Source organism: Urechidicola sp. KH5, from assembly GCF_054661455.1.
This window is the reverse complement of record NZ_BAAFSW010000001.1, coordinates 935591-957350: the sequence shown is the minus strand read 5'-3', so window position 1 is coordinate 957350 and position 21760 is coordinate 935591. Positions and strand designations below refer to the sequence as shown.

The following is a 21760-nucleotide window of genomic DNA, read 5'->3' as shown; positions in this document are numbered from 1 at the left end:
AGGACTTTCATCTTTGATATTTTACAATGCCTTACTTGTTGGCGCCATTTTTAATTTCAAAATGGTACTCTAAGTATTGGTAAGCATCTCTAGGTAAAATTTTGATCCACTTTTTGTATTTCAAAAACCATCGAACTTGTATTGATGGGTACCCTTGTTTTAGGTACGATGCAATAAAAGGATGTACGCTTAATGCTATTTTTCCTTTTGCATTTTGATTTAATACTTTGTCTAATTCGTTTTGAATTTTGTCTACTAAAACAATTGGTGCTTCAACCTCTCCATTTTTATTTGGGTTGGGCTCTCTTGTTTTAATAATTAATTCCGGACGTACACGCTGTCTTGTAATTTGTACCAATCCAAATTTACTAGGAGGTAGAATTTTATGTTTTGTACGGTCAAATGCCATTTCTTTACGCAAATGCTCAAACAGTTTTTGTCTGTCTTCAACACGATGCATATCAATAAAATCTACTACAATAATTCCTCCCATATCACGCAATTGCAATTGTCTTGCAATTTCAGAAGCAGCAATTAAGTTTACTTCTAATGCAGTGTCTGCTTGTGACTTGGCTTTATTCGATCGGTTACCACTATTTACATCAATAACGTGTAACGCTTCTGTGTGCTCAATAACCAAATAAGCGCCCTTACTCATTGATACTGTTTTACCAAATGAGGTTTTAATTTGTCGCTCTATCCCGAATTTTTCAAAGACGGGAACATTGGATTTGTGCAATTTAACAATTGATTCTTTTTCGGGAGCAATTTCTTGAAGGTAGTCTTTAATCTCTACCATTAATTGCTCGTCATCTACAATTATATTTGTAAAAGAATCGTTAAATACATCTCGAAGAATAGATGATGCTCTGTTTAACTCACTTAAAACTTTTGTAGGGGTGCCTGAACGTTTTATCTGTTTACACATGGCCACCCAGCGCTCTAATGAATTTTGTAAATCTCTGTCTAGTTCAGCAACTTTTTTTTCTTTTGCTACTGTTCTAACAATTACTCCAAAATTCTTAGGCTTAATACTTTTAATCAATCGTTTTAGTCTATCTTTTTCGCTGTTGTCACTAATTTTTTGTGATACAGAAATACGATTTGAAAAAGGTACTAAAACCAAATATCTACCTGCAATAGATAACTCTGCATTAAGGCGAGGGCCTTTTGTAGAAATAGGTTCTTTTACTATCTGAACCAGAATATTTTGTCCAGTTTTAAGTACATCGTTAATCTTTCCATCTTTATCAATGTCCTTCTCGATTTGGAAATTTTTTAAAGTGAAATCTTTTTGTTTACCTGTGCTTACACCTTTAATGAATTTCAATAAAGATTTTAATTGCGCACCTAAATCATGGTAATGTAAAAAACCATCTTTCTGATAGCCTACATTAACAAAGGCAGCATTTAAACCGGTTAACGTTTTTCCTGTTTTGGCTAAAAAGATATCGCCAACAGAAATTTTGTTGTCATTGGTTTCTTTATTTAACTCCATTAATTTGCCATCTTTTAATAAGGCAAAATCAATATCAGAGGAACTAGATCTAATAATTAATTCTGTTTTCACTCCGAATTGTTTTTAAAACCCAAAATTGGGTATGGTTAAATAATGTTACACAGGGTGTTTAACCCTAAGAAACTCTCACTATGTAAGGTTTCTCTTTCAAAGAACGTTTGTGTTTTCAAAAGAAAAAGTAAGATTTAATCTTACTTTTTCTTTTTGTGTCTGTTTGCTCTAGCTCTTTTCTTACGCTTATGCGTCGAGATCTTAGCTCTTTTTCTTTTTTTACCGCTTGGCATAATTTATACGATATTAAATTAGAATTAACTGTAAATTACTTTACAGTAACTTTGCTTTTTACTCCTTCTACAAAAACTTTTGCAGGTTTAAAAGCAGGAATGTTGTGAGCAGGAATCTTAATAGTTGTGTTCTTAGAAATATTTCTTCCTGTTTTCTCAGCTCTTTGTTTGATAATGAAACTTCCAAAACCTCTTAAGTAAACATTCTCTCCTCCTTCTAAAGAGTCTTTCACTTCTTCCATGAACGCCTCAACAGCTGCTAATACATCACCTTTTTCAATACCAGATTTGTCAGCAATTTTTGATACGATATCTGCTTTTGTCATTTTTAATAGGGTTTTTAAAATTAAGACTGCAAATATAGAACATAATATCTTTAACCCAAAAGGTAATTGGTTAAAATTTAGGCGTATAAATGTAAAGTAGATGTATATTAATTACTGTATTTTAGTTGTTAGTAAATATCTTTTATGAAATTCTCCAAAACACTGATAGCGTGGTATTTAAAAAACAAAAGAGAACTGCCTTGGCGCCAAACAAACAACCCATATTTTATTTGGCTTTCTGAAATCATACTTCAACAAACAAGAGTTGACCAAGGATTGGATTATTATTTAAGATTTATTAAGGCGTATCCAACAGTTTTTTTGCTGGCAAATGCTAAAGAAAATGAGGTTTTAAAACTATGGCAAGGACTCGGATATTATTCGCGAGCAAGAAACCTGCATGCTTCAGCAAAGTATATAGTAGATGAATGCGAAGGCAAATTTCCGAATACCTATAATGATATTATTAAATTAAAAGGTGTTGGAGATTATACAGCTTCTGCCATAGCCTCAATTGCTTTTAATGAACCAACCGCAGTTGTAGATGGTAACGTATACAGAGTATTGTCGAGGTATTTTGGCGTAGAAACACCTATTAATAGTACAAATGGAATAAAGGAGTTTAAGTTATTGGCTCAAGAGGTTCTAAATCATAAAGATCCTGCAACACACAATCAAGCTATTATGGAATATGGTGCGCGTATCTGCACTCCTCAAAAGCCGAATTGTAGTACCTGTAAGTTAAGCGATAGTTGTATAGCTTATGCTAAGAATCAAATTTCTCAATTGCCTATTAAATTGAAGAAGCTAAAAATTAGAAAAAGACACTTTAATTATATTGTATTACAGACAAACGATGGCGATACAATAATTAAGGAAAGAACAGGAAAAGGAATTTGGCAAAATCTATATGAGTTTCCATTAATTGAAGCAGAATCTACCCTAAGTATAAAAGAATTGTTGAACCATAAAGAGTTTGAGGTATTAATAGGTGATGCAACCTCTTCGATAAAACAATTTAATTCAACACCAATAGTTCACAAATTGTCGCATCAACATTTATATACTACATTTTGGTTGGTAAAATGTAAGCAATTAGACACCGCAACTACTTCTTGGAAAAAAGTAGAGGATTATCCGGTGCCAATATTAATTCACAATTTTATTCAAGAACTAAAAGCAAGTGAATTTTTTAGTACATTTGGCTAAGACTCCTTTACGTATAAATAAAATGTAATAGATTTTTAATCAACTCAAAAGCAAATCTAAATATGGCTGGAACATTAAACAAAGTAATGCTAATTGGGCATTTGGGAGATGAGGTTAAAACGCATTATTTTGATGATAAAAATTGTATTGGTCGTTTTCCTTTAGCAACGAATGAAACATATACCAACAGGCAGACTGGAGAAAAAGTAACTACCACAGAATGGCATAATATAGTAGTAAGAAATAAACTTGCAGAGAATTGTGAAAAATACCTTACCAAGGGAGACAAAATATACTGCGAAGGAAGAATCAAAACACGCCAATGGGAAGGTGAAGGTGGTGTAAAAAGGTACACTACAGAAATTCATGTTATAGATTTAACATTTTTAACCAACAGGGCCAACCCAGCTGAGGGCTCAAATCCTTCTATTTCGCCTAGTCAAACTCAAAACCCTCAAATTTCTGAACCAACAACAGAAGAGGATGATGATTTACCATTTTAGTTAACCAAATTTATAGCCGTTGGACCTAAAACCCTCGAACTTAACAACCACTTTTGACGAATTTCTGATTATTCAATTAATTACCATTTTGGTTTTATTGGTTTTTTCCGCATTTGTTTCTGGTGCTGAAATCGCGTTTTTCTCGCTTTCGCAGACTCAGGTAGATGAGGCTTCAAATGCCAAATCGAAAAAACAAAATATGGTGGCAAAATTGTTGGATACTCCACAGCAATTGTTGGCAACAATCTTAATTTCTAATAACTTCATCAACATTTTAATTGTTTTACTATTTGCCTATGCAGGAGAACAGTTATTTAAATCACTTACCTACAGTTTAGATTTGTTTTTATTCAAACTGCCAGTTCGTTTTGTTTTAGAAGTAGGATTTGTAACATTTCTAATTTTGTTATTTGGTGAAGTTTTACCAAAAGTATATGCCAATAGAAATGCATTGAAATTTGCTTCTTTTATGGTATACCCTCTTTCGGTACTTTCAATTATTACAAAGCCATTAAGTGCTCCTTTACTCGGATTAACAAATATAATTGAACGAAAATTAGGGCAGAAGAATAGTAACTTTTCTGTTGAGAAATTATCACAAGCTTTAGAGCTAACTTCAGATGATGCAACTACTGAAGACGAACAAAAGATTTTAGAGGGAATTGTGAATTTTGGTAATACCGAGACAATTCAAATCATGAAACCACGAATAGATGTGTTTGCTATTTCTGACGATGAATCTTACGAAAATGTACTGAGAGAAGTAGTTAAGAACGGCTATTCTAGGAATCCTGTTTATCACGAAAATATAGACAATATTGTTGGTGTATTATACGCAAAGGATTTATTGCCACATTTAAATAGTAAAAATTTCAAGTGGCAAAATTTACTTCGCGAAACCATATTTGTTCCTGAAAATAAAAAGTTAGACGATTTATTAAGAGAGTTTCAAGAAAAGAAAATTCATTTAGCAGTTGTTGTTGATGAATATGGTGGTACCAGTGGAGTTGTAACTCTAGAAGACATTATTGAAGAGATTGTAGGGGATATTACAGACGAGTTTGATGATGATGACTTATCTTATTCTAAGATAGATGAAAACAATTATGTTTTTGAAGGAAAAACATCGATAAAAGATTTCTCTAAGGTGATTGATGTGAGTGAAGATTTGTTTGAAGAGCAAAAGGGAGAAACTGAAACCTTAGCGGGATTTATTTTAGAAATTTCGCGTAAGTTTCCTAAGAGGGGAGAAGTAATAAATTTTGAACACCTTACGTTTAAAATAGAAGCAATGGATAAAAGAAGAGTAAAACAGGTAAAGGTTACCATTAATTAAAAGGGATGAAGTTTAGTTTTTTTTGGAGTGTAATTGCAGTTCTTTTAATTGGTTGTCAACATGATCCGTTGCCTAAACCAAGGGCTGAATTAAAACTAGAGTATCCAATGGCAAAATACAACAAGGTACTTTCTGCGTGCCCTTATACATTTGAGATTTCAAGAGAAGCCGTTATTACCTTTGAAAATAATTGCGAAGCTCAAATTAAGTATCCCGATTTAAAGGCAACTGTTTTTTTAACTTACAGACAAATTCAAAACGGTTTACCTACGGCACTGCAAGAGGTTGAAAGGTTAACCTATGAACATGCGATTAAAGCAGATGCTATTGATGCTAGACCTTTTGAGAATGACAAAAAAAGTGTTTATGGTAAATTGGTTTATGTTGAAGGAAACGTAGCCTCAAATGTACAGTTTCATGTAACAGATAGTATTGAGAATTTATTGTATGGTGCTTTGTATTTTGAAGTACAACCAAATTATGACTCTATTTTACCTGCTGTAAAATATATTGAAAACGATATAAGAAATTTAATGGAATCTGTTACTTGGCAAGAGTAGTTGTATTCCTATTTTCAACAATTAAATAATACTGAATACTAAATAAGAATACACCCATCAATAAATGTACAGTTTGCGTTCCAATAGGAAAATCTACATAATACATTAATATACCACTAACAGCTTCAAGTACTAATAAATAAAGTATCCACTTTAATTTTTTTAATGGTGCACCAATTTTTCTTGCATAGTAAAATAACCAACTATTTACCAAAATAATTGCAATGGTAAAAGATCTATGAATATAGAATTGTAAATCTGGAGCAAGCAAACTCAATCGCTTATTGTCAAAGCCCAAAAGTTTTACCTGCTCATCTACATACTGTCTAACTTGGGTTCCCAGGGCAATTTGAATTAAAGTAAAAACTGCAGCTACCCAAAGTACATTAACAAATAATTTGTTGGGAGGTCTTGTTTGCGGTTTTTTGTGTGTTATATAATGTAGCTGTAACATGATCGCTACAATGATTAAACCTGCAACCATATGAGCTGTAATAATTGCCGGATTTAAAACAGAATCAACAACTGTTTTTCCTAACCATGCTTCAAATAGCATTAAAAAGAAAGCAATAAAAGATAGAATTGTAATTGTTTTGTTTTCTTTCCTATATTTTATTGCTCCAACAATTAAAAATAAAAAGAAAAATCCAGCAACTACTGTTGCTAATCTATTGATATACTCTGTCCAAGTGTGGAAAACATTAAAAGTGGCGTAGTCGTGTTTGGTATAAGCCTTCCAATTGGTAGCGTCAAATTTTAAGTTGGAAGTAAAGGTTGCTTTGGCTACTAGTAAAGCTTCGTTTTTAATAATAACAACACCTTCTTCATATTCATGATTTGGGTGCCATAGTAATTGCCCTTCGGTAATAGGAGGAATGTAATAACCAAAACATTTTGGCCAATCAGGGCATCCCATTCCAGACCCTGTCATACGAACAACAGATCCTGCTAAGAAAATCACATAAAGTGATATTAGGCATAGTGTAACAATTTTTGGAAATCGTTTTTTCATAGACTAATCAGTAACCTCTTCTTCAAATGTGGCCACTTCTTTAATAGTAGTTACCTTGTACAATTCACCTCCGGCAATACCATTAATGTGAGCCTCTATTTCTGAGGTGCTAATTTGGTCGTTATTAAATGTAAACCTTCCAATACCCTCTTCAAAACTTACATCTGCAAAAGTCAGCCCTGGTAATTTGTAGGTTTTAGATTCAATCAATTTTGCACATCCAATTTCACAAGTCATTCCCTCAATAGCGACCTCAATATTTACTGATTTAGCAACATTGTTGCTTGTGTTTATTTCTGAATTCTTAGATTGAACAGAATTTTCATTTGATTGATTATTCGTTGTTTTTGAGCAAGAAACACTTAATAAAACAACACTGATAAAAAAGGTAATTTGAACTAATTTCATATACATGAATTTGATGGCACAAAATTACTGACTACTTAAGACTTATCCGAATATTTTAACCGACTTTTGCAAGGTTGTTAAAAAGGGATGAATGCGATACAATCAGCTTAAATGGATTTTTTTATTTACGCTTTCAATTATTTGGGGGAGCTCATTTATTTTAATCAAAAAAGGGTTGATAGGTTTAACCCCGTTACAATTAGGTTCTCTAAGAGTAGTTTTTACAGCACTGGTTTTATTTATAGTTGGGTTTAAAAAACTTAAATCGATTAAAAAGGAAAACTGGAAATGGATTGTTCTATCGGGATTTATAGGCACCTTTTTTCCCGCTTTTTTGTTTGCATTTGCTGAAACTGAAGTGGATAGTGGTGTGACTTCAATTTTAAACAGCCTCACACCATTGAATGCAGTAATTATTGGTGGAATTGTATTTAAGATTATTGCTACTAAAAGGCAAGTTGTAGGCGTTTTAATTGGGTTTTTAGGTACGGCTTTACTAATTGTTCAAGGAGCACAATTAAATCCAGAACAAAATTATCTGTATGCCGGTTTTGTGGTTGCTGCCACTTTAATGTATGCAGTTAATGTAAATCTAATTAAAAAGTATTTGCAACACGAAAAGCCCTTGGCTATAGCAACTGGAAATTTTGTTGCGATTATAATTCCGGCCTTACTTGTTTTAATCGCAACAGGGTTTTTTAAACCTTCAAATTTTCAAGAAACAGATTTTTTAAACTCTTTAGGTTTTGTATTTCTATTAGCGGTGTTTGGCACTGCATTGGCTAAGGTTTTGTTTAATAAATTAATTCAAATTTCATCGCCTATTTTTGCTTCTTCTGTAACCTATGTTATGACAATTGTAGCTGTTTTATGGGGTGTGCTAGATGGTGAGAAACTTGGCTTTATGCAGGTATTGGGAGGTTGCATTATTCTTGTTGGGGTTTATTTGGCAAATAAAAAACCGACAACCAAGTAGGTTGCCGGTTTGATACATTATTTTTTAAACGTATTATTGAAAATCTTCATCTGAAACTCCTGAGTTAATCAAGGCTTCTTTTAAACTCATTTCAACTGTTTGCGGTCCAAACGATGCAGATCTTTTATTCGCAAAAAGAATTCCATCTACTTCTTTGTAGTCAGAGTAAGAAGCTTCAGAAGTTTGTTGTTGTCCTCCCATATCAATTACAGATACTTCCTTCACTTTTAAACCAGAAGCAGTATCGTAAAATACTTTGTTAGACATGCTGTTTCCTTTCCACTCAATAACATAAGCGTCGTTTCCATTTACCTTTTCTATTCCAACTAAAGTTGCACTATCACTTTTTAAAAGAGCTAATTCATAAAAAGTTCCCATAGTAGCTTTTGTATCGTCTAAGAATGATGGCGGTAACGGGATTTTTTGACCACCTTGTTTCATAAACATTTCTTCTTGAGTTGCAACTACTCCCATCATAGCATTACCGTTTACTAATGTAGATTGTGCATACTTATCAGAAACTCTTGTTTCAACAACAGCAATAGTTCCCATTGGCATAGTACCTTCGTAATTTGTAATAACAGATTCAACCGCTGCAATTTTATCGGCACCACCAATAGCATTTATATACCCTTCTAAAACTGTTTTAACTGTTACTCCATCTGGAATTGGAATATTAATTTCTGGTTTTTCAGTTGGGTTTGCATAAGCGTCATAATAATTAATTGGAACTCCAACTTTTTCGAGGTTTTCAAGAGTCTCACTTGCTTTACCTACAATAACAATACGTGCATTGTTGTCGGGAAAATAAGTTTTTGCTACCCTGTTTACGTCCTCAACGGTTACTTTATTTATGTTTTCTAAATACGTTGCATAAAAATCATCTGGTAGATTGTTTCGCTTTATGTTTAATGCATAGTTTGCAATAGTTTGTGGTCTTTCTAAAGACATCACAAAATTTCCAACATATTTAGCTTTTGCATCTTTTAAAGTTTGTGGATCTACGAGCTCAGTGCGAATTCGTTTTATTTCGTTCAAAAATTCTACAACAGCACTATCCGTAACTTCATTTCTTACCTTAGCACTTGCAGAAAAACGAGCAACTCCATAGCGATTTGCTCCTAAGCGAGAATAGGCACCATAAGTATAGCCTTTGTCTTCTCTTAGGTTTTTAAATAAATAGCCTTCTCCACCTCCACCTAGGATGTTGTTTGCCATTAAAACGGCAAAGTAATCGTTATCATTTTGTTTTAAATTAACATTGCTTGTAACAGTAATGTTTGATTGAGTTGCATTTGGCAAGTCGATAAAATCAATTTCCGTTATGTCCACATTTGGAGTTAATTGAGGGTCTTCAATCTCCAATAATTCGGATGACTCCCAACTTCCAAAGAATTTTTTCAGTTGTTTCTTTGCTGTTTTTACGTTAATATCTCCAATAACAACAATTGTGGCATTATTTGGTGCAAAACGAATTTTATATAAATCTAAAACATCTTGAAATGAAATGTTATTAATTGTTTCTTCAGTAATATACTCGCCATAAACATGATCTTTACCATAAGATAGTGCAGAACCAACTCTACTTGCTATAGCATCAAGACTTTTTTCATTACTTTTTAAATTTTCAATTAATTTATCCTTTTCTTTAATAAACTCTTCTTCAGTAAGAAGAGGATTAATAGTGGCATCAGCCATTAATTCTACAATTCGATCTGAATATTTAACTAGTCCACTGCCAAAACCTCCACTTGAGCTAAAACTAATGTTGGCTCCTAAAAAATCTACTTCTTCGTTAAAAGCATCCTTAGAGATTGAAGTTGTACCGTTTCCAAGCATAGCAGATAAAATACTTAAAACGCCTGCCTTTTCACCTTCTAAATAAGGTTTGTTGTCAATGCTTAATTGATACGAAACTCTTGGTAATTTGTTGTTTTCTACAACCATAACTGAGATGCCATTTTTTAATTTGAACTCATCAGGCTTCTCTAGATTTATTGTAGGTTCTGGTCCTGCTTTAGGCATCTTGGTTCGATCTAATTGAGCATGAGCCCCAAGAGAAATTAAAGCTATACCTACAAATGCAATTAATTTATATTGTAAAGTCTTCATCTTATTCTTCATCTTTTTTAGGTAAATATTGTATTTCAACACGTTGATTTGGGCTTAAATATTTTTTCGCTACATCTCTAATTTCTTCTCGAGTAATAGATCTGTATAAATCTAGTTGAGTGTTTATTAAGTTTACATCATCATAAAGCAGATAATAGGTAGCTAAAGAACTGGCAATACCTTCAACACTTGCATTTGAATTTACGAATCGATTTTCAAATTGATTAAGCAGTTTTTGGTAATCGCGTTCAGAAATTAAATCAGTTTGAATTTTAGCAATTTCTTCATCCATTTCTGAAAGTAAAGTTTCTAATGATACCTCTCCTTGAGGCAATGCAAACAAGGCAAAAATATTGTAGTCCACCTGTCCTAAATTAACTGCTGCTACTTGTAATGCTTGTTTATTATCATCAACCATTTTTTTATAAAGTACCGAGCTTTTTCCTCCACTTAAGTAAGTAGAAATCATATCTAGTACAAATGCATCTCTTGTAGATTGACCAGGTAGTCTATATGCTGCTAGAATAGCAGGAATTTGGATAAAAGAATCATACGCAGTAACTTTTTTAGTTTCTGTGATTGGAGTTTCTTTAGGAAAATCTCTTACAACTTCTGATCTAGATTTAACCTCACTAAAATATTGTTCTATCAACTTCTTGGTTTTAGAAACATCAATATCTCCAGCAACAATTAGCACGGCATTATTTGGCGCATAGTATTTGTCAAAATATGCATTAAACTCATCTAAAGTTGCAGCATCAAGATCTTTCATATACCCAATATTTGGGTCTTTATAAGGATGAACTTCAAATAAATTCGAACCAATTACTTCAAGTAATTTTCCGTAAGGGGCATCGTAGCTCTGTCTTTTTTCTTCTTTTACTACTTCATTTTGAGTATCTACACCAACTTGATCTATTACAGGATGCAACATGCGTTCAGATTCTAACCAAAGCCCTAATTCTAATTTGTTAGAAGGAAAAATTTCATAGTAGTATGTGCGATCCTGAGATGTATTAGCATTAAAAGTACCACCGTTTGCAGGAATAATTTTCATAAATTCACCGCGATCAATATTTTCTGAACCTTCAAAAAGAAGATGTTCGAAAAAATGAGCAAAACCAGTTCGATTTAATTCTCTGTCTTTTCCACCTACATCGTACATAACGGAGGTTATAACTACTGGAGCTGAATTGTCTTGATGTAAAATTACATGCAAGCCATTATCGAGATCAAACTCTTCAAATTTGACTTGTTGAGCATTTGCAAATGGGATAAATGCAAATAAAAGCGCAGAAAGCGCGAGATAGTTTTTCATAATTCTTTGGATTATTATTTAGCAATTCATTAGAACGTAAAAATACCAATTTGTTACAGTTTTTTTTGAGAAAATTTTAAAATTCACAAAGACAACATTTTTGATCTGTTAATAGTTTGTTGATAAGTAAAAAAGCCTTATATTTGCACCCGCCTAAATAAGGGCGAAGTAATAAGCGAAATTTAAATTTTAGATTATGTACGCAATTGTAGAGATAGCAGGGCAGCAATTTAAAGTAGCAAAAGATCAAAAAGTTTTCGTGCACCGTTTACAAGGTGAGGCAGGGTCAAAAGTAACTTTTGACAATGTTTTATTAGTAGACGACGGTAAGGTAACTATTGGCGCCCCGGCTATAGATGGTGCAGCAGTAACTGCAACTATCTTAAATCACTTAAAAGGTGATAAAGTAATCGTTTTTAAGAAAAAACGTAGAAAAGGATATAAAGTTAAAAATGGTCACAGACAAGCTTTAACTCAAATCCAAATTGAAAGTATTGCAGCTTCTGGAACTAAAAAAGCAACTGCTAAAAAAGCAGCTCCAAAAAAAGAAGAGGCAAAAGTTGAAGCTCCAAAAGCTGAAGCAGCTGTAGATTTAAGTTCTATGACTGTTGCAGAGTTAAAAGCTTTAGCGAAAGAAAAAGGAATTACAGGAATTTCTTCAATGAAAAAAGCTGATTTAATCGCAGCATTAAGTTAAACCTATTAAAATCGAAATAAAATGGCACACAAGAAAGGAGTCGGAAGTTCGAAAAACGGTAGAGAATCAGAATCGAAACGATTAGGCGTTAAGATTTTTGGAGGACAAGCTGCAATGGCTGGTAACATTATTGTTCGTCAGAGAGGAACAGCTCACAACCCAGGTGAAAACGTATATATGGGTAAAGACCATACGTTACACGCTAAAGTTGATGGCCTTGTAAAATTCCAAAAGAAAAAAGACAACAAATCGTACGTTTCAATAGTACCATTTGAGGCTTAAGAAACGACTTTAAAATAGTTTAAACTCCCAAGTATTTACTTGGGAGTTTTTTATGCGCTTTTGTTACCTTTGTTATAATGTATACACTTTATAATATTGGAATAACCATTGCAGGTTTTGTTCTAAAAATCATCGCTTTATTCAATAAAAAAATATCCTTGTTTGTTAAGGGTAGAAAAGGTGTATTAAAACAGTTGCAACAAGAAATTAAACCTTCTGATAAGGTTATATGGATGCACTGTGCTTCTTTAGGTGAATTTGAGCAGGGTCGACCTATTATTGAAGAGCTTAAAGATGCTTATCCTGCATATAAGTTGGTATTAACTTTTTATTCACCGTCTGGTTATGAAGTTCGTAAAGATTATCAAAACGCAGATGCAATCACCTATTTACCCTTAGATACCAATTCTAAAGTACAGGCCTTTCTAGATATTGTTCATCCGGACATGGCAATTTTTGTAAAGTATGAGTTTTGGCCAAATATGTTGAGAGCTTTAAAGCAGCGTTCTATTCATACCATTTTAGTTTCAGGAATCTTTAGAAAAGAACAGTCATTTTTTAAGAAACAATCATGGATGCGCAAAGCATTGTATTCGTTTGATCACTTTTTTGTTCAAAACGAAATCTCAAAATCGCTATTAGAAGGCATTGAGTTTACTAACGTTACTTTGGCAGGAGATACGAGGTTTGATAGAGTTGCGCAAATTTTAGAACAAGATAATTCGCTTGAATTTTTAGATAAATTTAAAGGAAGTAGTACATTGATTGTTGTTGGTAGTTCATGGGAGCCTGAAGAAAAAATGGTTGCAAACTTTCTAAAACAACACCATAACAAAGATGTTAAGGCCTTGATTGCGCCGCACAATATCAACTCAGATAAAATAAAGCAATTAAAAGAGCTGTTTTCGGATGGGGTTGTGTTATATTCAACTAGAGAAAATGAGAGTTTGGAGAAGGCTAAAGTATTTATTGCTGACACCATAGGAATACTCACCAAAATTTACAGTTATGCTGATATTGCGATTGTAGGAGGTGCTTTTGAAACAGGATTGCATAACATATTAGAACCTGCTACCTTTGGAGTTCCTGTATTAATCGGTCCTCATTATGAGAAATTTCAGGAGGCAATAGATTTAGTTGGCCTTAAAGGCGCCTACTCGGTTGAAAACGAAAAAGTATTTTTAACCCAATTAAATTCTTTAATAGAAGATAGATCTTTAAGGCTAGAAACAGGTAAAATAGCAGGTGCTTTTGTACAAGAAAATACAGGAGCAACCGAAATGATATTAAAATATATAAAGTCATATTTATAGAATGACACAGTTGGTAGACAGTTTTGGTAGACGCATAAATTACTTGCGATTGGCGGTAACAGACCGTTGCAATTTGCGATGCCAATATTGTATGCCTGCTCACGGAATTGATATTGTTGAGCGCAAAGAATTGTTGACCTATAAGGAAATGTACCGTATTACACGCGTGCTTTCAGAATTGGGTGTTGACAAGGTGCGTTTAACGGGTGGCGAACCATTTGTAAGAAAGGATTTTATGAGATTTCTTGAAATGCTTGATTACAATGATTTATTAAATGAAATTAACATTACAACAAATGGTGCTTTAATCAGAAAACATATCGATCGGATTAGTCAATTCAAGGTCAAGTCAATTAATTTGAGTTTAGACTCTCTTAATAAAGAGAATTTTGCAAAAATTACGAGACGTGATGTATTTGAAGAGGTCTATGAAACTTTGCAAGAACTCTTAGCGAGTGATTTAAAGATTAAATTGAATATGGTAGTGCAATCAGGTATAAATACTCATGAGATTGTTGATTTTGTTAAGCTTGCAGAAAAAAATAAGCTCTCTGTCAGATTTATTGAAGAGATGCCTTTTAATGGTGTTGGTCAAAAGCAGGTTGAAGAACATTGGAATTTTAACCGAATCTATCAAGAAATAGATACTGCTTTTGAAGACATTGTAAAACTAGATGACGGTATCTCATCAACATCTAAAAACTATACGATAATTGGTTATAAAGGCTCTTTCGGAATTATTCCGGCATTTACTAGAACCATTTGTCATGATTGCAACAGAATACGAATCACAGCTACCGGATTGTTTAAAAATTGTTTGTTTGATGATGGTGTTTTTAATCTACGAGACTTTTTGAGAAAAGGAGCAAGTGATAAAGATTTAAAAGAATTGTTTATTGAAACAATAGCTAAAAAGCCAAAAGATGGTTTTGTAGCAGAGGCACTTCGTGAAGGCAATGTATCAGAAAGCATGTCAACAATAGGAGGCTAATTCAATTTTGAATTTATTACAATGAATTTGATAAGTACGCAAGAAGCATTAAAAACCATACTAGACCATTCTCAAAATTATGGTGTAGAGAAAATTCCTTTTTTTGAGGCTTCGGGTAGGGTTTTAAAAGAAGAGGTTTATGCTGATAGAGATTTCCCGCCTTTTAACAGAGTCGCGATGGATGGTGTTGCTGTACAAACATCTCAATTTGAATCAGGAAGAAGAACTTTTGCAATAGAAGGTGTGCAACCTGCCGGTAGCCCACAACTTTCATTGTCAAATGAAGAGCACTGTATAGAAGTTATGACCGGTGCTGTTTTACCAGAAAATGTAGACGCTGTTATACCCTATGAATTAACGACAATTTCTAATGGCGTTGCTACTTTAAATATTGAAGAACTAACGCACTTTCAAAATATACATCCAAAAGGAAAAGATCAACAAAAAGATGCCGTAATTTTAAGAGAAAACACGGTATTATCTCCAGCTGAAATAGGAGTGCTAACTACAGTGGGTATTTCTGAAGTTACTGTAGCTAAAGTACCTAAAGTAATGATAGTTTCTACTGGGGATGAATTGGTAGATGTAAATGAAACACCTGCTGAGTATCAAATTCGAAGATCAAACGTTTATACGTTGCAAGCTATGTTAAAAGAGCAACACATACATGCAGATACAGCCCATATTGCAGATGACAAGCAAGCGCTTAAAAAGGCAATTTCTAGAATGTTAGATTCTTATGATGTATTGTTGTTTAGTGGTGCCGTGAGTAAAGGGAAATTTGACTTTATTCCAGAAATTTTAGATGAATTAGGTGTAGAAAAGTTATTCCACAAATTAGCTCAGAGACCTGGTAAACCTTTTTGGTTCGGTCAAAAGGTTGGTGAAGAAAATTCAAAAGTAGTTTTTGCTTTTCCTGGGAATCCTGTATCTACATTTGTAAGTTGTTTAAAATATTTTATGCCGTGGTATAGAAAATCGTTAGGATTAACTTTTATGAGCAAGTTTGCAGTATTGAACGAGACAATTTCATTTAAAAAACCACTGACGTATTTTTTACAAGTTGAAATTAAAAATGAGGCCGGTGTTTTAAAAGCCAATCCTGTTCAAGGAAATGGATCTGGAGATTTGGCTAATTTGGTATTGAGTAACGCTTTTATACAATTACCAGCCGATAAAACAGAGTTTAAAAAAGGAGAAGTGTATCCAATTATTCCTTTTCGAAGTTTTTAATGATTAGTTTTGAGTTATGAGCGACTTTTCACATATAAATAAAGACAATCAACCTAAAATGGTAAATGTTGGTGACAAAAAAGTTACCAAAAGAAAAGCCACTGCCAGTGCGCACATGTTTTTAGGTAAAGAAATTTTGCACCATTTTAAGAGTGACGATATCAGCACTAAAAAAGGACCTGTATTTCAAACGGCAATCATAGCAGGAATTCAAGCTGTAAAGAAAACGTCAGATATAATTCCAATGTGTCATCCATTGTTAATTAACGGAGTTGACATTAGCATTTCTGTAGTGAATGAAACAGATATAGAAATTCAATGTGAAGTTAGTATAGAGGGTAAGACAGGGGTTGAGATGGAGGCACTCACAGGTGCTTCGGTGGCTGCTTTAACCATCTATGATATGTGCAAAGCCATTTCACAAAAAATGGTGATTAAAGAGATTAAGTTGTTGGAAAAAACAGGAGGAAAATCAGATATTAAAAATGACTAAACATCAAAAACACGCAAATATAACTCGCAGAAATAATGGTAACTATGCACCGCATGAATTAGCTTTTGTCGGGGTTAAATGCAGTGTTATTAAAAACTTGGTTCACACCATTGCCGAAGAACTTAAAGGAAAAAGCAAATTAGCTTACTTAGATGCAAGTCACGCAGATGTTGTAAAAACTCCTGCAGTCTCGAGCTTTACTTATCATGAAAAAGGGGAGTTGGTATTGCACAGTTCAGACACACTAGATCCCTACAATAGTAAAATAGCATTGTCATCATTTGATTTGGTGTGTATTAATGGCAATCATTATCAAGGCAATCAACAGGTGCTGTTTTTAGATAAAGAGAAAGAAGCTTCAGTTAAAAAACGTCTATCGCAGTTAACGAACGTTAAGTTTGTAATTAAAGTTCAAGAAGACGCGCCTTATTTTGATTTTTTAGAAGCGGAGATTCCAAATATTCAGAAGTTGCCATGTTTTCATTTAGATGATATAAAAGCAATAGTTTCTGAGGTTGATAAAATTGTAGAAAGCACGGCCCCTGAATTACAAGGATTGGTTCTAGCAGGAGGTCAGAGTACCAGAATGGGAACCGATAAAGGTTTACTAGAGTATTATGGAAAGCCACAAAGAACCTATTTATACGAGGCAATGAAATCGCTATTTCCAATAAAAGACGAAGGTCAGTTGGGAACGTATTATTCTGTAAGACAGCATCAGGATATCGAAGGGAATCACATCATAGATAAATTTAAAGGCCTCGGTCCGTTTGGAGGTATTTGTTCAGCATTTCAAGAAAATCCAAATACAGCTTGGTTGGTTGTAGCTACAGATGTTCCTTTTGTTACAAAAGAAATTATGGAGTTACTTATTTCAAAAAGAAATCCATCTAAAATTGCGACTACATTTAAGGGTAAGTCCAAACAATTTCCGGAGCCATTAATTACAATTTGGGAACCAAAGGCATATCCAGTTTTATTGAGTTATTTAGCCCAAGGATATTCGTGTCCAAGAAAAGTACTTATAAATTCTGATGTAGAAATTGTTGAGATAGATGATGCAATTATTAGAAATATAAACACTCCTGAAGAATTGAAGGAAGTGAAAAATGAATTGAATTAAAGAGAAAAGTTATGTTAACGTTTGGTGTTTTATTTTTTGCAATAGGTTTTGTCTTGGTGGTATTTAACACTATTGATTTTAAATTTGTAAGAGATCAAGAAAAGAGTAAAGGACAAGCCATCGCTGGTTTTATTATAGGATTGATAGGGTTGTTTTTAGGAATTTGGGCAGTTATAAGAATGATGTCAGATGATATATAATGCAGATTAAAAAATCACATTTATACCAAAGACAAACTACATTAAAAGAGTTTGGTGAAATTGGGCAACAAAAACTTGCCGATGCTAAAGTAACGATTATTGGTTGCGGTGGATTGGGTGGTAGTGTTGCTGTACACTTGGCTACTAGTGGTGTTGGAAATTTAATTTTGGCGGATTTTGATGTGGTGTCTGTTAGCAATTTGCATAGACAAGTGTTTTACAAAATTGAAGACGTTGGAAAACCAAAAGTACAAGTGCTTAAGTCTTACTTAGAGCAGATCAATCCTTTTGTTGAAGTGATTGCTAAGGAGCAAGCAGCATCAAAAGAAACAATTTTTGAACTTATTGAAGGGGTAGATATTGTTGTTGATTGTACTGATATTCTCCCAATAAAATACTTAATTAATGATGCGTGTATTATAAAAGATACGCATTTAGTATATGGTTCTCTTTATAAGTTTGACGGATATGTGGCTAGCTTTTCTGGTAATACAACCAACCTTAGAGATGCGTTTCCTGAAATCCCAAAAGAGCACATTCCAAATTGTGCGGAATTAGGCACCTTAAATCCAATAGTTGGAATTATTGGATTAATGCAAGCGAATGAGGTAATAAAAAAACTTACTGGCCTCGGTAAAACAATTGAAAACGAACTTTTGATTTACAATGCGCTTAACAACACACAATTTAAAATGAAATTGCAGTCTAAGTTTTCAAAAGAAAAGATTGCAAGATTGTTTCAAGAAGAAAGTTATCTAGAAGCCTATTGTGATACTACCACTGAATTAGAAATTTCTCAAGAAGCGTTTGAAGAAGTTTTAGACAACGCAGAAAAGAAATTTGAGCTGATTTCTGTTATAGAAGATACATCACAACAATTACCTTTTGAGGTGGATGACCAGATTCCATTATCAACTTTTGATACTTGGTTAAAAGAAGGAGCAGACGCTTCTAAAGACTATATTTTTATTTGTAATAGAGGCGTTTCAAGTCTTATTGCAACTCAAAAATTTAAAGAAGTATATCCAACTGCAGAAGCCAAAAGTTTGGCGGGAGGTATTTTAGAATACGCTTAATTATGAGTTTTCTTAGAACCTACAACTAATCGATTAATTTCTTTTAATTCTTTACCTGTTAGATCTCGATATTCTCCAACCGGGACATCTAAAGAAACATTCATGATTCTTACACGTTTCAATTTTGTAACTCGATAACCTAGATATTCACACATCCTTCTGATCTGTCTATTCAAACCTTGTGTAAGAACAATTTTAAAGCGACGCTCGCCCAATTGCTCTACTTTACATTTTCTAGTAACAGTATCTAAAATTGGGACACCATTACTCATTTTTTGAACAAAAGATGCGTCAATCGATTTATCTACAGAAACGATATATTCTTTTTCATGTCCGTTTCTAGCGCGTAAAATTTTGTTTACTATATCACCGTCGTTGGTTAAAAATATGAGTCCCTCACTGGGTTTATCTAATCTACCTATTGGAAAAATACGTGTTGGGTAATTTATAAAATCAATGATATTATTTTTTTCGCGTTTTGTATCTGTGGTGCAAACTATGCCTCTAGGTTTATTAAATGCAATATAAACAGGTTTGTTTGAAGGTTGGGAAATTAGTTTTCCATCAACACGAACCTCGTCCATTTCGGTAATTTTAGTTCCTAACTCAGGAGCCTTTCCGTTTATAGTTATTCTGCCTTGTTCTAATAATTTATCTGCCGCCCTTCTTGAGCAGTAACCTACTTCGCTCAAGTATTTATTTATACGTGTTTCTTTCATAATTAGGGAGTTGCATTTACCCAAACCTCACCATCAACAAAATGTTCTTTCTTCCAAATAGGCACAGTTTCCTTTAAGGTATCAATAGCAAATTGACATGCTGCAAAAGCAGCTTTTCTATGCGGTGCAGATACAGCAATAATTACCGGTATCGCACCAATTTCAAGCTCTCCTTCTGCATGGTGAATTGCAATTGCATGAATGTCGAATTGATCAAGTGCTTTTTGCGCAATTTTTTCCATTTCTTTTATAGCCATAGGCTTGTATGTCGAAAAATCTAACAGTGTCACCTCTTTAAGTTGTGTACTATTTCTAACAGTTCCAACAAAGAGCGCAATACCACCACAACTAGGGTCTTGAACAAAGTCGTAACAGTTTTGCAAATTCAGTTTTTCTGATTGAATTAATACAGAGATATTTTTTGACATGAAAGAGGATATATTGCTTGTACAAAATTAACCAAATTAATTTTGGCAGCTGTATATTTGCATTCTAAATAAAACAGGTTAAGCATGCATCAAGTATTTAGAATAGTCGCATTTTTAGAAGGGGTTTCATACATTTTATTGCTCTTTATTGCAACACCGTTAAAGCACTTAGCAGACGATCCCACCTATGTAAAAATGTTAGGCATGCCACACGGAATGCTTTTTATAGGTTACATTATATTGGCTTTTTTGATACGTTCAGATTACGCATGGAACAACAGACAGTTTTCGGTGATTTTAATCGCATCACTTATTCCTTTCGGAACATTTTATGTAGATAGAAAATATCTTAAGAAGAAATAATTCAAGATTTATCCGCCACTAACAGGGGGTATTAGAGCAACAGTGTCGTTTTCACTTAGTTGAACTGCATTCTCTGCATAGTTTTCATTTACAGCAATAGCGTAATTTTTAAATGATTGTAATTTAGGAAAACGCATTTCTAAAGCATTTCTTAAATCTCCAACAGTTTGGCCTTGTTCAAGTTCAAAACTATTGATGGCACCTAAAATATCTGATGTAATTCCAAAAGCTAATAAACGTACTTGCATTGCTTAAATTTTCAGTAAAAATAAGCTTTTTGAGTATATTTGAACCATCTAAATGACGAGTTTAAAAGGTACATATACGCAAAGAATAAAGAAGGAAGCAAAACGATTGGGTTTTGCCACTTGCGGTATGGCCAAAGCAGCCTTTTTAGAAGATGAAGCTAGCAATTTAGAGGTATGGTTAAAGAATGGCTATCACGGTGAAATGCGTTATATGGAGAATCATTTTGACAAACGATTAGATCCTCGCTTATTGGTTCCCGGGGCTAAAACGGTTATTTCTTTAGCCTATAATTACTTTCCTGAAGAGGTTCAAAATGAGGGAACCTATAAAGTTGCTAAATACGCTTATGGTCAAGATTATCATCATGTCGTAAAGGGTAAGCTTAAGCATTTAATGAGCTTCATTCAAGAAGAGATTGGTGAAGTTGGAGGTAGAGCATTTGTTGATTCAGCTCCTGTTATGGAGCGCTCTTGGGCAGAACGAGCAGGATTGGGGTGGAATGGAAAACATGCTTTGCTCATTCAGAAAGAATTGGGCTCCTACTTTTTTTTGGCAGAATTAATAATCGATTTAGAATTAGAGTACGATCACCCGTTTCAAACCGACCACTGTGGAACCTGCACACGTTGTATAGATGCATGCCCAACAGAAGCAATATTACCAAACAACACCATAGATGGTAGTAAGTGTATTTCGTATTTTACTATTGAGTTAAAAGAATCTATTCCTTCAAGTGTAAAAGGCATGTTTCAAGATTGGATGTTTGGTTGTGATATTTGTCAAGACGTTTGTCCTTGGAATCGCTTTTCTTCACCACACCAAGAACCACTTTTTAATCCGCATCCTGATTTATTGCAAATGACCAAATCTGATTGGGAAGAAATTACTGAAGATGTTTTTAGAACTGTATTTAAAAAATCGGCAGTTAAAAGAACAAAATACACTGGTTTACAGCGTAATATATCGTTTATTAAAACTACATAAATAAGTTCTTAAACTCAGCTTATCACAAGACTTATCACCCCTGAAA

Annotated in this window: 25 protein-coding genes; 16 read left to right on the top strand and 9 right to left on the bottom strand. The window is 33.6% G+C overall.

The genetic code is table 11. The features are described from left to right. Positions 1-31 precede the first annotated feature (31 nt). Positions 32-1570 carry an Rne/Rng family ribonuclease gene (locus ACYQ5R_RS04370; RefSeq protein ID WP_460189692.1) on the bottom strand — a complete coding sequence of 513 codons (1539 nt, stop codon included), beginning with the start codon at positions 1568-1570 and terminating at the stop codon, positions 32-34. A gap of 268 nt (positions 1571-1838) precedes the next feature. After that, on the bottom strand, positions 1839-2129 hold the full coding sequence (locus tag ACYQ5R_RS04365) for an HU family DNA-binding protein (protein WP_460189691.1): 291 nt from the start codon (positions 2127-2129) through the stop codon (positions 1839-1841). A 144-nt stretch (positions 2130-2273) separates the two neighbouring features. Here ACYQ5R_RS04365 and mutY point away from each other — a divergent pair, with 144 nt between their 5' ends. The 4 genes from mutY to gldD all read left to right on the top strand — a co-directional run bounded on the left by mutY (position 2274) and on the right by gldD (position 5737). Further along, on the top strand, positions 2274-3338 hold the full coding sequence (mutY, locus tag ACYQ5R_RS04360) for an A/G-specific adenine glycosylase (protein WP_460189690.1): 1065 nt from the start codon (positions 2274-2276) through the stop codon (positions 3336-3338). A 62-nt stretch (positions 3339-3400) separates the two neighbouring features. Continuing rightward, a complete protein-coding gene (locus ACYQ5R_RS04355) occupies positions 3401-3841 on the top strand; it encodes a single-stranded DNA-binding protein (RefSeq protein WP_460189689.1) in 441 nt (146 codons plus the stop codon). Positions 3842-3860: 19 nt separating this feature from the next. After that, positions 3861-5177, top strand: coding sequence for a gliding motility-associated protein GldE (gldE, locus tag ACYQ5R_RS04350; RefSeq protein WP_460189688.1), 1317 nt, complete (start codon positions 3861-3863; stop codon positions 5175-5177). 5 nt (positions 5178-5182) lie between these two features. Next, positions 5183-5737: a gliding motility lipoprotein GldD gene (gene gldD / locus ACYQ5R_RS04345; RefSeq protein ID WP_460189687.1), complete on the top strand. Its 555-nt coding sequence runs from the start codon at positions 5183-5185 to the stop codon at positions 5735-5737. Here gldD and ACYQ5R_RS04340 read toward each other — a convergent pair. Both ACYQ5R_RS04340 and ACYQ5R_RS04335 read right to left on the bottom strand, forming a co-directional pair. Next, positions 5721-6749, bottom strand: a complete 1029-nt coding sequence (locus tag ACYQ5R_RS04340) for a COX15/CtaA family protein (RefSeq protein ID WP_460189686.1) — start codon at positions 6747-6749, stop codon at positions 5721-5723. The genes gldD and ACYQ5R_RS04340 overlap by 17 nt on opposite strands. Before the next feature lie 3 nt (positions 6750-6752). After that, positions 6753-7157 carry a heavy-metal-associated domain-containing protein gene (locus ACYQ5R_RS04335; protein ID WP_460189685.1) on the bottom strand — a complete coding sequence of 135 codons (405 nt, stop codon included), beginning with the start codon at positions 7155-7157 and terminating at the stop codon, positions 6753-6755. A gap of 91 nt (positions 7158-7248) precedes the next feature. Here ACYQ5R_RS04335 and ACYQ5R_RS04330 point away from each other — a divergent pair, with 91 nt between their 5' ends. Next, positions 7249-8133: a DMT family transporter gene (locus ACYQ5R_RS04330; RefSeq protein WP_460189684.1), complete on the top strand. Its 885-nt coding sequence runs from the start codon at positions 7249-7251 to the stop codon at positions 8131-8133. Positions 8134-8166: 33 nt separating this feature from the next. On the opposite strand, the gene ACYQ5R_RS04325 is transcribed toward ACYQ5R_RS04330, so the two are convergent. Both ACYQ5R_RS04325 and ACYQ5R_RS04320 read right to left on the bottom strand, forming a co-directional pair. Continuing rightward, positions 8167-10245, bottom strand: a complete 2079-nt coding sequence (locus ACYQ5R_RS04325) for a M16 family metallopeptidase (protein ID WP_460189683.1) — start codon at positions 10243-10245, stop codon at positions 8167-8169. A 1-nt stretch (position 10246) separates the two neighbouring features. Further along, a complete protein-coding gene (locus ACYQ5R_RS04320) occupies positions 10247-11563 on the bottom strand; it encodes a M16 family metallopeptidase (protein WP_460189682.1) in 1317 nt (438 codons plus the stop codon). Between the two features lie 196 nt (positions 11564-11759). Here ACYQ5R_RS04320 and rplU point away from each other — a divergent pair, with 196 nt between their 5' ends. The 9 genes from rplU to ACYQ5R_RS04275 all read left to right on the top strand — a co-directional run bounded on the left by rplU (position 11760) and on the right by ACYQ5R_RS04275 (position 18971). Then, positions 11760-12260 carry a 50S ribosomal protein L21 gene (gene rplU, locus ACYQ5R_RS04315; protein ID WP_460189681.1) on the top strand — a complete coding sequence of 167 codons (501 nt, stop codon included), beginning with the start codon at positions 11760-11762 and terminating at the stop codon, positions 12258-12260. A gap of 21 nt (positions 12261-12281) precedes the next feature. Further along, positions 12282-12542: a 50S ribosomal protein L27 gene (rpmA, locus tag ACYQ5R_RS04310; RefSeq protein ID WP_460189680.1), complete on the top strand. Its 261-nt coding sequence runs from the start codon at positions 12282-12284 to the stop codon at positions 12540-12542. Positions 12543-12619: 77 nt separating this feature from the next. Then, positions 12620-13855 (top strand): 3-deoxy-D-manno-octulosonic acid transferase, encoded by a 1236-nt coding sequence (locus tag ACYQ5R_RS04305; protein ID WP_460189679.1) that lies wholly within the window; start codon positions 12620-12622, stop codon positions 13853-13855. Between the two features lies 1 nt (position 13856). After that, a complete protein-coding gene (moaA, locus tag ACYQ5R_RS04300; RefSeq protein WP_460189678.1) occupies positions 13857-14846 on the top strand; it encodes a GTP 3',8-cyclase MoaA in 990 nt (329 codons plus the stop codon). 21 nt (positions 14847-14867) lie between these two features. Beyond that, positions 14868-16079: a molybdopterin molybdotransferase MoeA gene (locus ACYQ5R_RS04295; RefSeq protein WP_460189677.1), complete on the top strand. Its 1212-nt coding sequence runs from the start codon at positions 14868-14870 to the stop codon at positions 16077-16079. Positions 16080-16095: 16 nt separating this feature from the next. Beyond that, positions 16096-16572 (top strand): cyclic pyranopterin monophosphate synthase MoaC, encoded by a 477-nt coding sequence (gene moaC, locus ACYQ5R_RS04290; RefSeq protein WP_460189676.1) that lies wholly within the window; start codon positions 16096-16098, stop codon positions 16570-16572. Further along, a complete protein-coding gene (gene mobA / locus ACYQ5R_RS04285) occupies positions 16565-17695 on the top strand; it encodes a molybdenum cofactor guanylyltransferase (protein ID WP_460189675.1) in 1131 nt (376 codons plus the stop codon). The genes moaC and mobA overlap by 8 nt, the downstream gene beginning before the upstream one ends. 11 nt (positions 17696-17706) lie before the next feature. Next, complete coding sequence (locus ACYQ5R_RS04280; RefSeq protein WP_460189674.1) at positions 17707-17895, top strand: hypothetical protein; 189 nt, start codon at positions 17707-17709, stop codon at positions 17893-17895. After that, on the top strand, positions 17895-18971 hold the full coding sequence (locus ACYQ5R_RS04275) for a HesA/MoeB/ThiF family protein (protein WP_460189673.1): 1077 nt from the start codon (positions 17895-17897) through the stop codon (positions 18969-18971). The genes ACYQ5R_RS04280 and ACYQ5R_RS04275 overlap by 1 nt, the downstream gene beginning before the upstream one ends. Here ACYQ5R_RS04275 and rluF read toward each other — a convergent pair. Next, positions 18968-19690 carry a 23S rRNA pseudouridine(2604) synthase RluF gene (rluF, locus tag ACYQ5R_RS04270; RefSeq protein WP_460189672.1) on the bottom strand — a complete coding sequence of 241 codons (723 nt, stop codon included), beginning with the start codon at positions 19688-19690 and terminating at the stop codon, positions 18968-18970. The genes ACYQ5R_RS04275 and rluF overlap by 4 nt on opposite strands. Before the next feature lie 2 nt (positions 19691-19692). Then, positions 19693-20118, bottom strand: coding sequence for a molybdenum cofactor biosynthesis protein MoaE (locus tag ACYQ5R_RS04265; RefSeq protein WP_460189671.1), 426 nt, complete (start codon positions 20116-20118; stop codon positions 19693-19695). 84 nt (positions 20119-20202) lie between these two features. Here ACYQ5R_RS04265 and ACYQ5R_RS04260 point away from each other — a divergent pair, with 84 nt between their 5' ends. After that, entirely contained in the window at positions 20203-20481 is a 279-nt protein-coding gene (locus tag ACYQ5R_RS04260) for a DUF3817 domain-containing protein (RefSeq protein WP_460189670.1), read from the top strand. A gap of 8 nt (positions 20482-20489) precedes the next feature. Here the strand turns inward: ACYQ5R_RS04260 and ACYQ5R_RS04255 are convergent, their stop codons facing one another. After that, on the bottom strand, positions 20490-20729 hold the full coding sequence (locus ACYQ5R_RS04255) for a MoaD/ThiS family protein (RefSeq protein ID WP_460189669.1): 240 nt from the start codon (positions 20727-20729) through the stop codon (positions 20490-20492). Positions 20730-20781: 52 nt separating this feature from the next. On the opposite strand from ACYQ5R_RS04255, the gene queG reads away from it, so the two are divergent. Further along, positions 20782-21714 (top strand): tRNA epoxyqueuosine(34) reductase QueG, encoded by a 933-nt coding sequence (queG, locus tag ACYQ5R_RS04250; RefSeq protein WP_460189668.1) that lies wholly within the window; start codon positions 20782-20784, stop codon positions 21712-21714. Positions 21715-21760 lie beyond the last annotated feature (46 nt).

What these genes read in the sequence shown, in the direction of transcription:
- ACYQ5R_RS04365 (WP_460189691.1), bottom strand. Translation starts at nt 2,129, where the DNA reads ATGACAAAAGCAGATATCGTATCAAAAATTGCTGACAAATCTGGTATT.
- mutY (WP_460189690.1), top strand. Translation starts at nt 2,274, where the DNA reads ATGAAATTCTCCAAAACACTGATAGCGTGGTATTTAAAAAACAAAAGA.
- ACYQ5R_RS04355 (WP_460189689.1), top strand. Translation starts at nt 3,401, where the DNA reads ATGGCTGGAACATTAAACAAAGTAATGCTAATTGGGCATTTGGGAGAT.
- gldD (WP_460189687.1), top strand. Translation starts at nt 5,183, where the DNA reads ATGAAGTTTAGTTTTTTTTGGAGTGTAATTGCAGTTCTTTTAATTGGT.
- ACYQ5R_RS04340 (WP_460189686.1), bottom strand. Translation starts at nt 6,749, where the DNA reads ATGAAAAAACGATTTCCAAAAATTGTTACACTATGCCTAATATCACTT.
- ACYQ5R_RS04335 (WP_460189685.1), bottom strand. Translation starts at nt 7,157, where the DNA reads ATGAAATTAGTTCAAATTACCTTTTTTATCAGTGTTGTTTTATTAAGT.
- ACYQ5R_RS04330 (WP_460189684.1), top strand. Translation starts at nt 7,249, where the DNA reads ATGCGATACAATCAGCTTAAATGGATTTTTTTATTTACGCTTTCAATT.
- ACYQ5R_RS04325 (WP_460189683.1), bottom strand. Translation starts at nt 10,245, where the DNA reads ATGAAGACTTTACAATATAAATTAATTGCATTTGTAGGTATAGCTTTA.
- ACYQ5R_RS04320 (WP_460189682.1), bottom strand. Translation starts at nt 11,563, where the DNA reads ATGAAAAACTATCTCGCGCTTTCTGCGCTTTTATTTGCATTTATCCCA.
- rplU (WP_460189681.1), top strand. Translation starts at nt 11,760, where the DNA reads ATGTACGCAATTGTAGAGATAGCAGGGCAGCAATTTAAAGTAGCAAAA.
- rpmA (WP_460189680.1), top strand. Translation starts at nt 12,282, where the DNA reads ATGGCACACAAGAAAGGAGTCGGAAGTTCGAAAAACGGTAGAGAATCA.
- ACYQ5R_RS04305 (WP_460189679.1), top strand. Translation starts at nt 12,620, where the DNA reads ATGTATACACTTTATAATATTGGAATAACCATTGCAGGTTTTGTTCTA.
- moaA (WP_460189678.1), top strand. Translation starts at nt 13,857, where the DNA reads ATGACACAGTTGGTAGACAGTTTTGGTAGACGCATAAATTACTTGCGA.
- ACYQ5R_RS04295 (WP_460189677.1), top strand. Translation starts at nt 14,868, where the DNA reads ATGAATTTGATAAGTACGCAAGAAGCATTAAAAACCATACTAGACCAT.
- moaC (WP_460189676.1), top strand. Translation starts at nt 16,096, where the DNA reads ATGAGCGACTTTTCACATATAAATAAAGACAATCAACCTAAAATGGTA.
- mobA (WP_460189675.1), top strand. Translation starts at nt 16,565, where the DNA reads ATGACTAAACATCAAAAACACGCAAATATAACTCGCAGAAATAATGGT.
- ACYQ5R_RS04280 (WP_460189674.1), top strand. Translation starts at nt 17,707, where the DNA reads ATGTTAACGTTTGGTGTTTTATTTTTTGCAATAGGTTTTGTCTTGGTG.
- ACYQ5R_RS04275 (WP_460189673.1), top strand. Translation starts at nt 17,895, where the DNA reads ATGCAGATTAAAAAATCACATTTATACCAAAGACAAACTACATTAAAA.
- rluF (WP_460189672.1), bottom strand. Translation starts at nt 19,690, where the DNA reads ATGAAAGAAACACGTATAAATAAATACTTGAGCGAAGTAGGTTACTGC.
- ACYQ5R_RS04265 (WP_460189671.1), bottom strand. Translation starts at nt 20,118, where the DNA reads ATGTCAAAAAATATCTCTGTATTAATTCAATCAGAAAAACTGAATTTG.
- ACYQ5R_RS04260 (WP_460189670.1), top strand. Translation starts at nt 20,203, where the DNA reads ATGCATCAAGTATTTAGAATAGTCGCATTTTTAGAAGGGGTTTCATAC.
- ACYQ5R_RS04255 (WP_460189669.1), bottom strand. Translation starts at nt 20,729, where the DNA reads ATGCAAGTACGTTTATTAGCTTTTGGAATTACATCAGATATTTTAGGT.
- queG (WP_460189668.1), top strand. Translation starts at nt 20,782, where the DNA reads ATGACGAGTTTAAAAGGTACATATACGCAAAGAATAAAGAAGGAAGCA.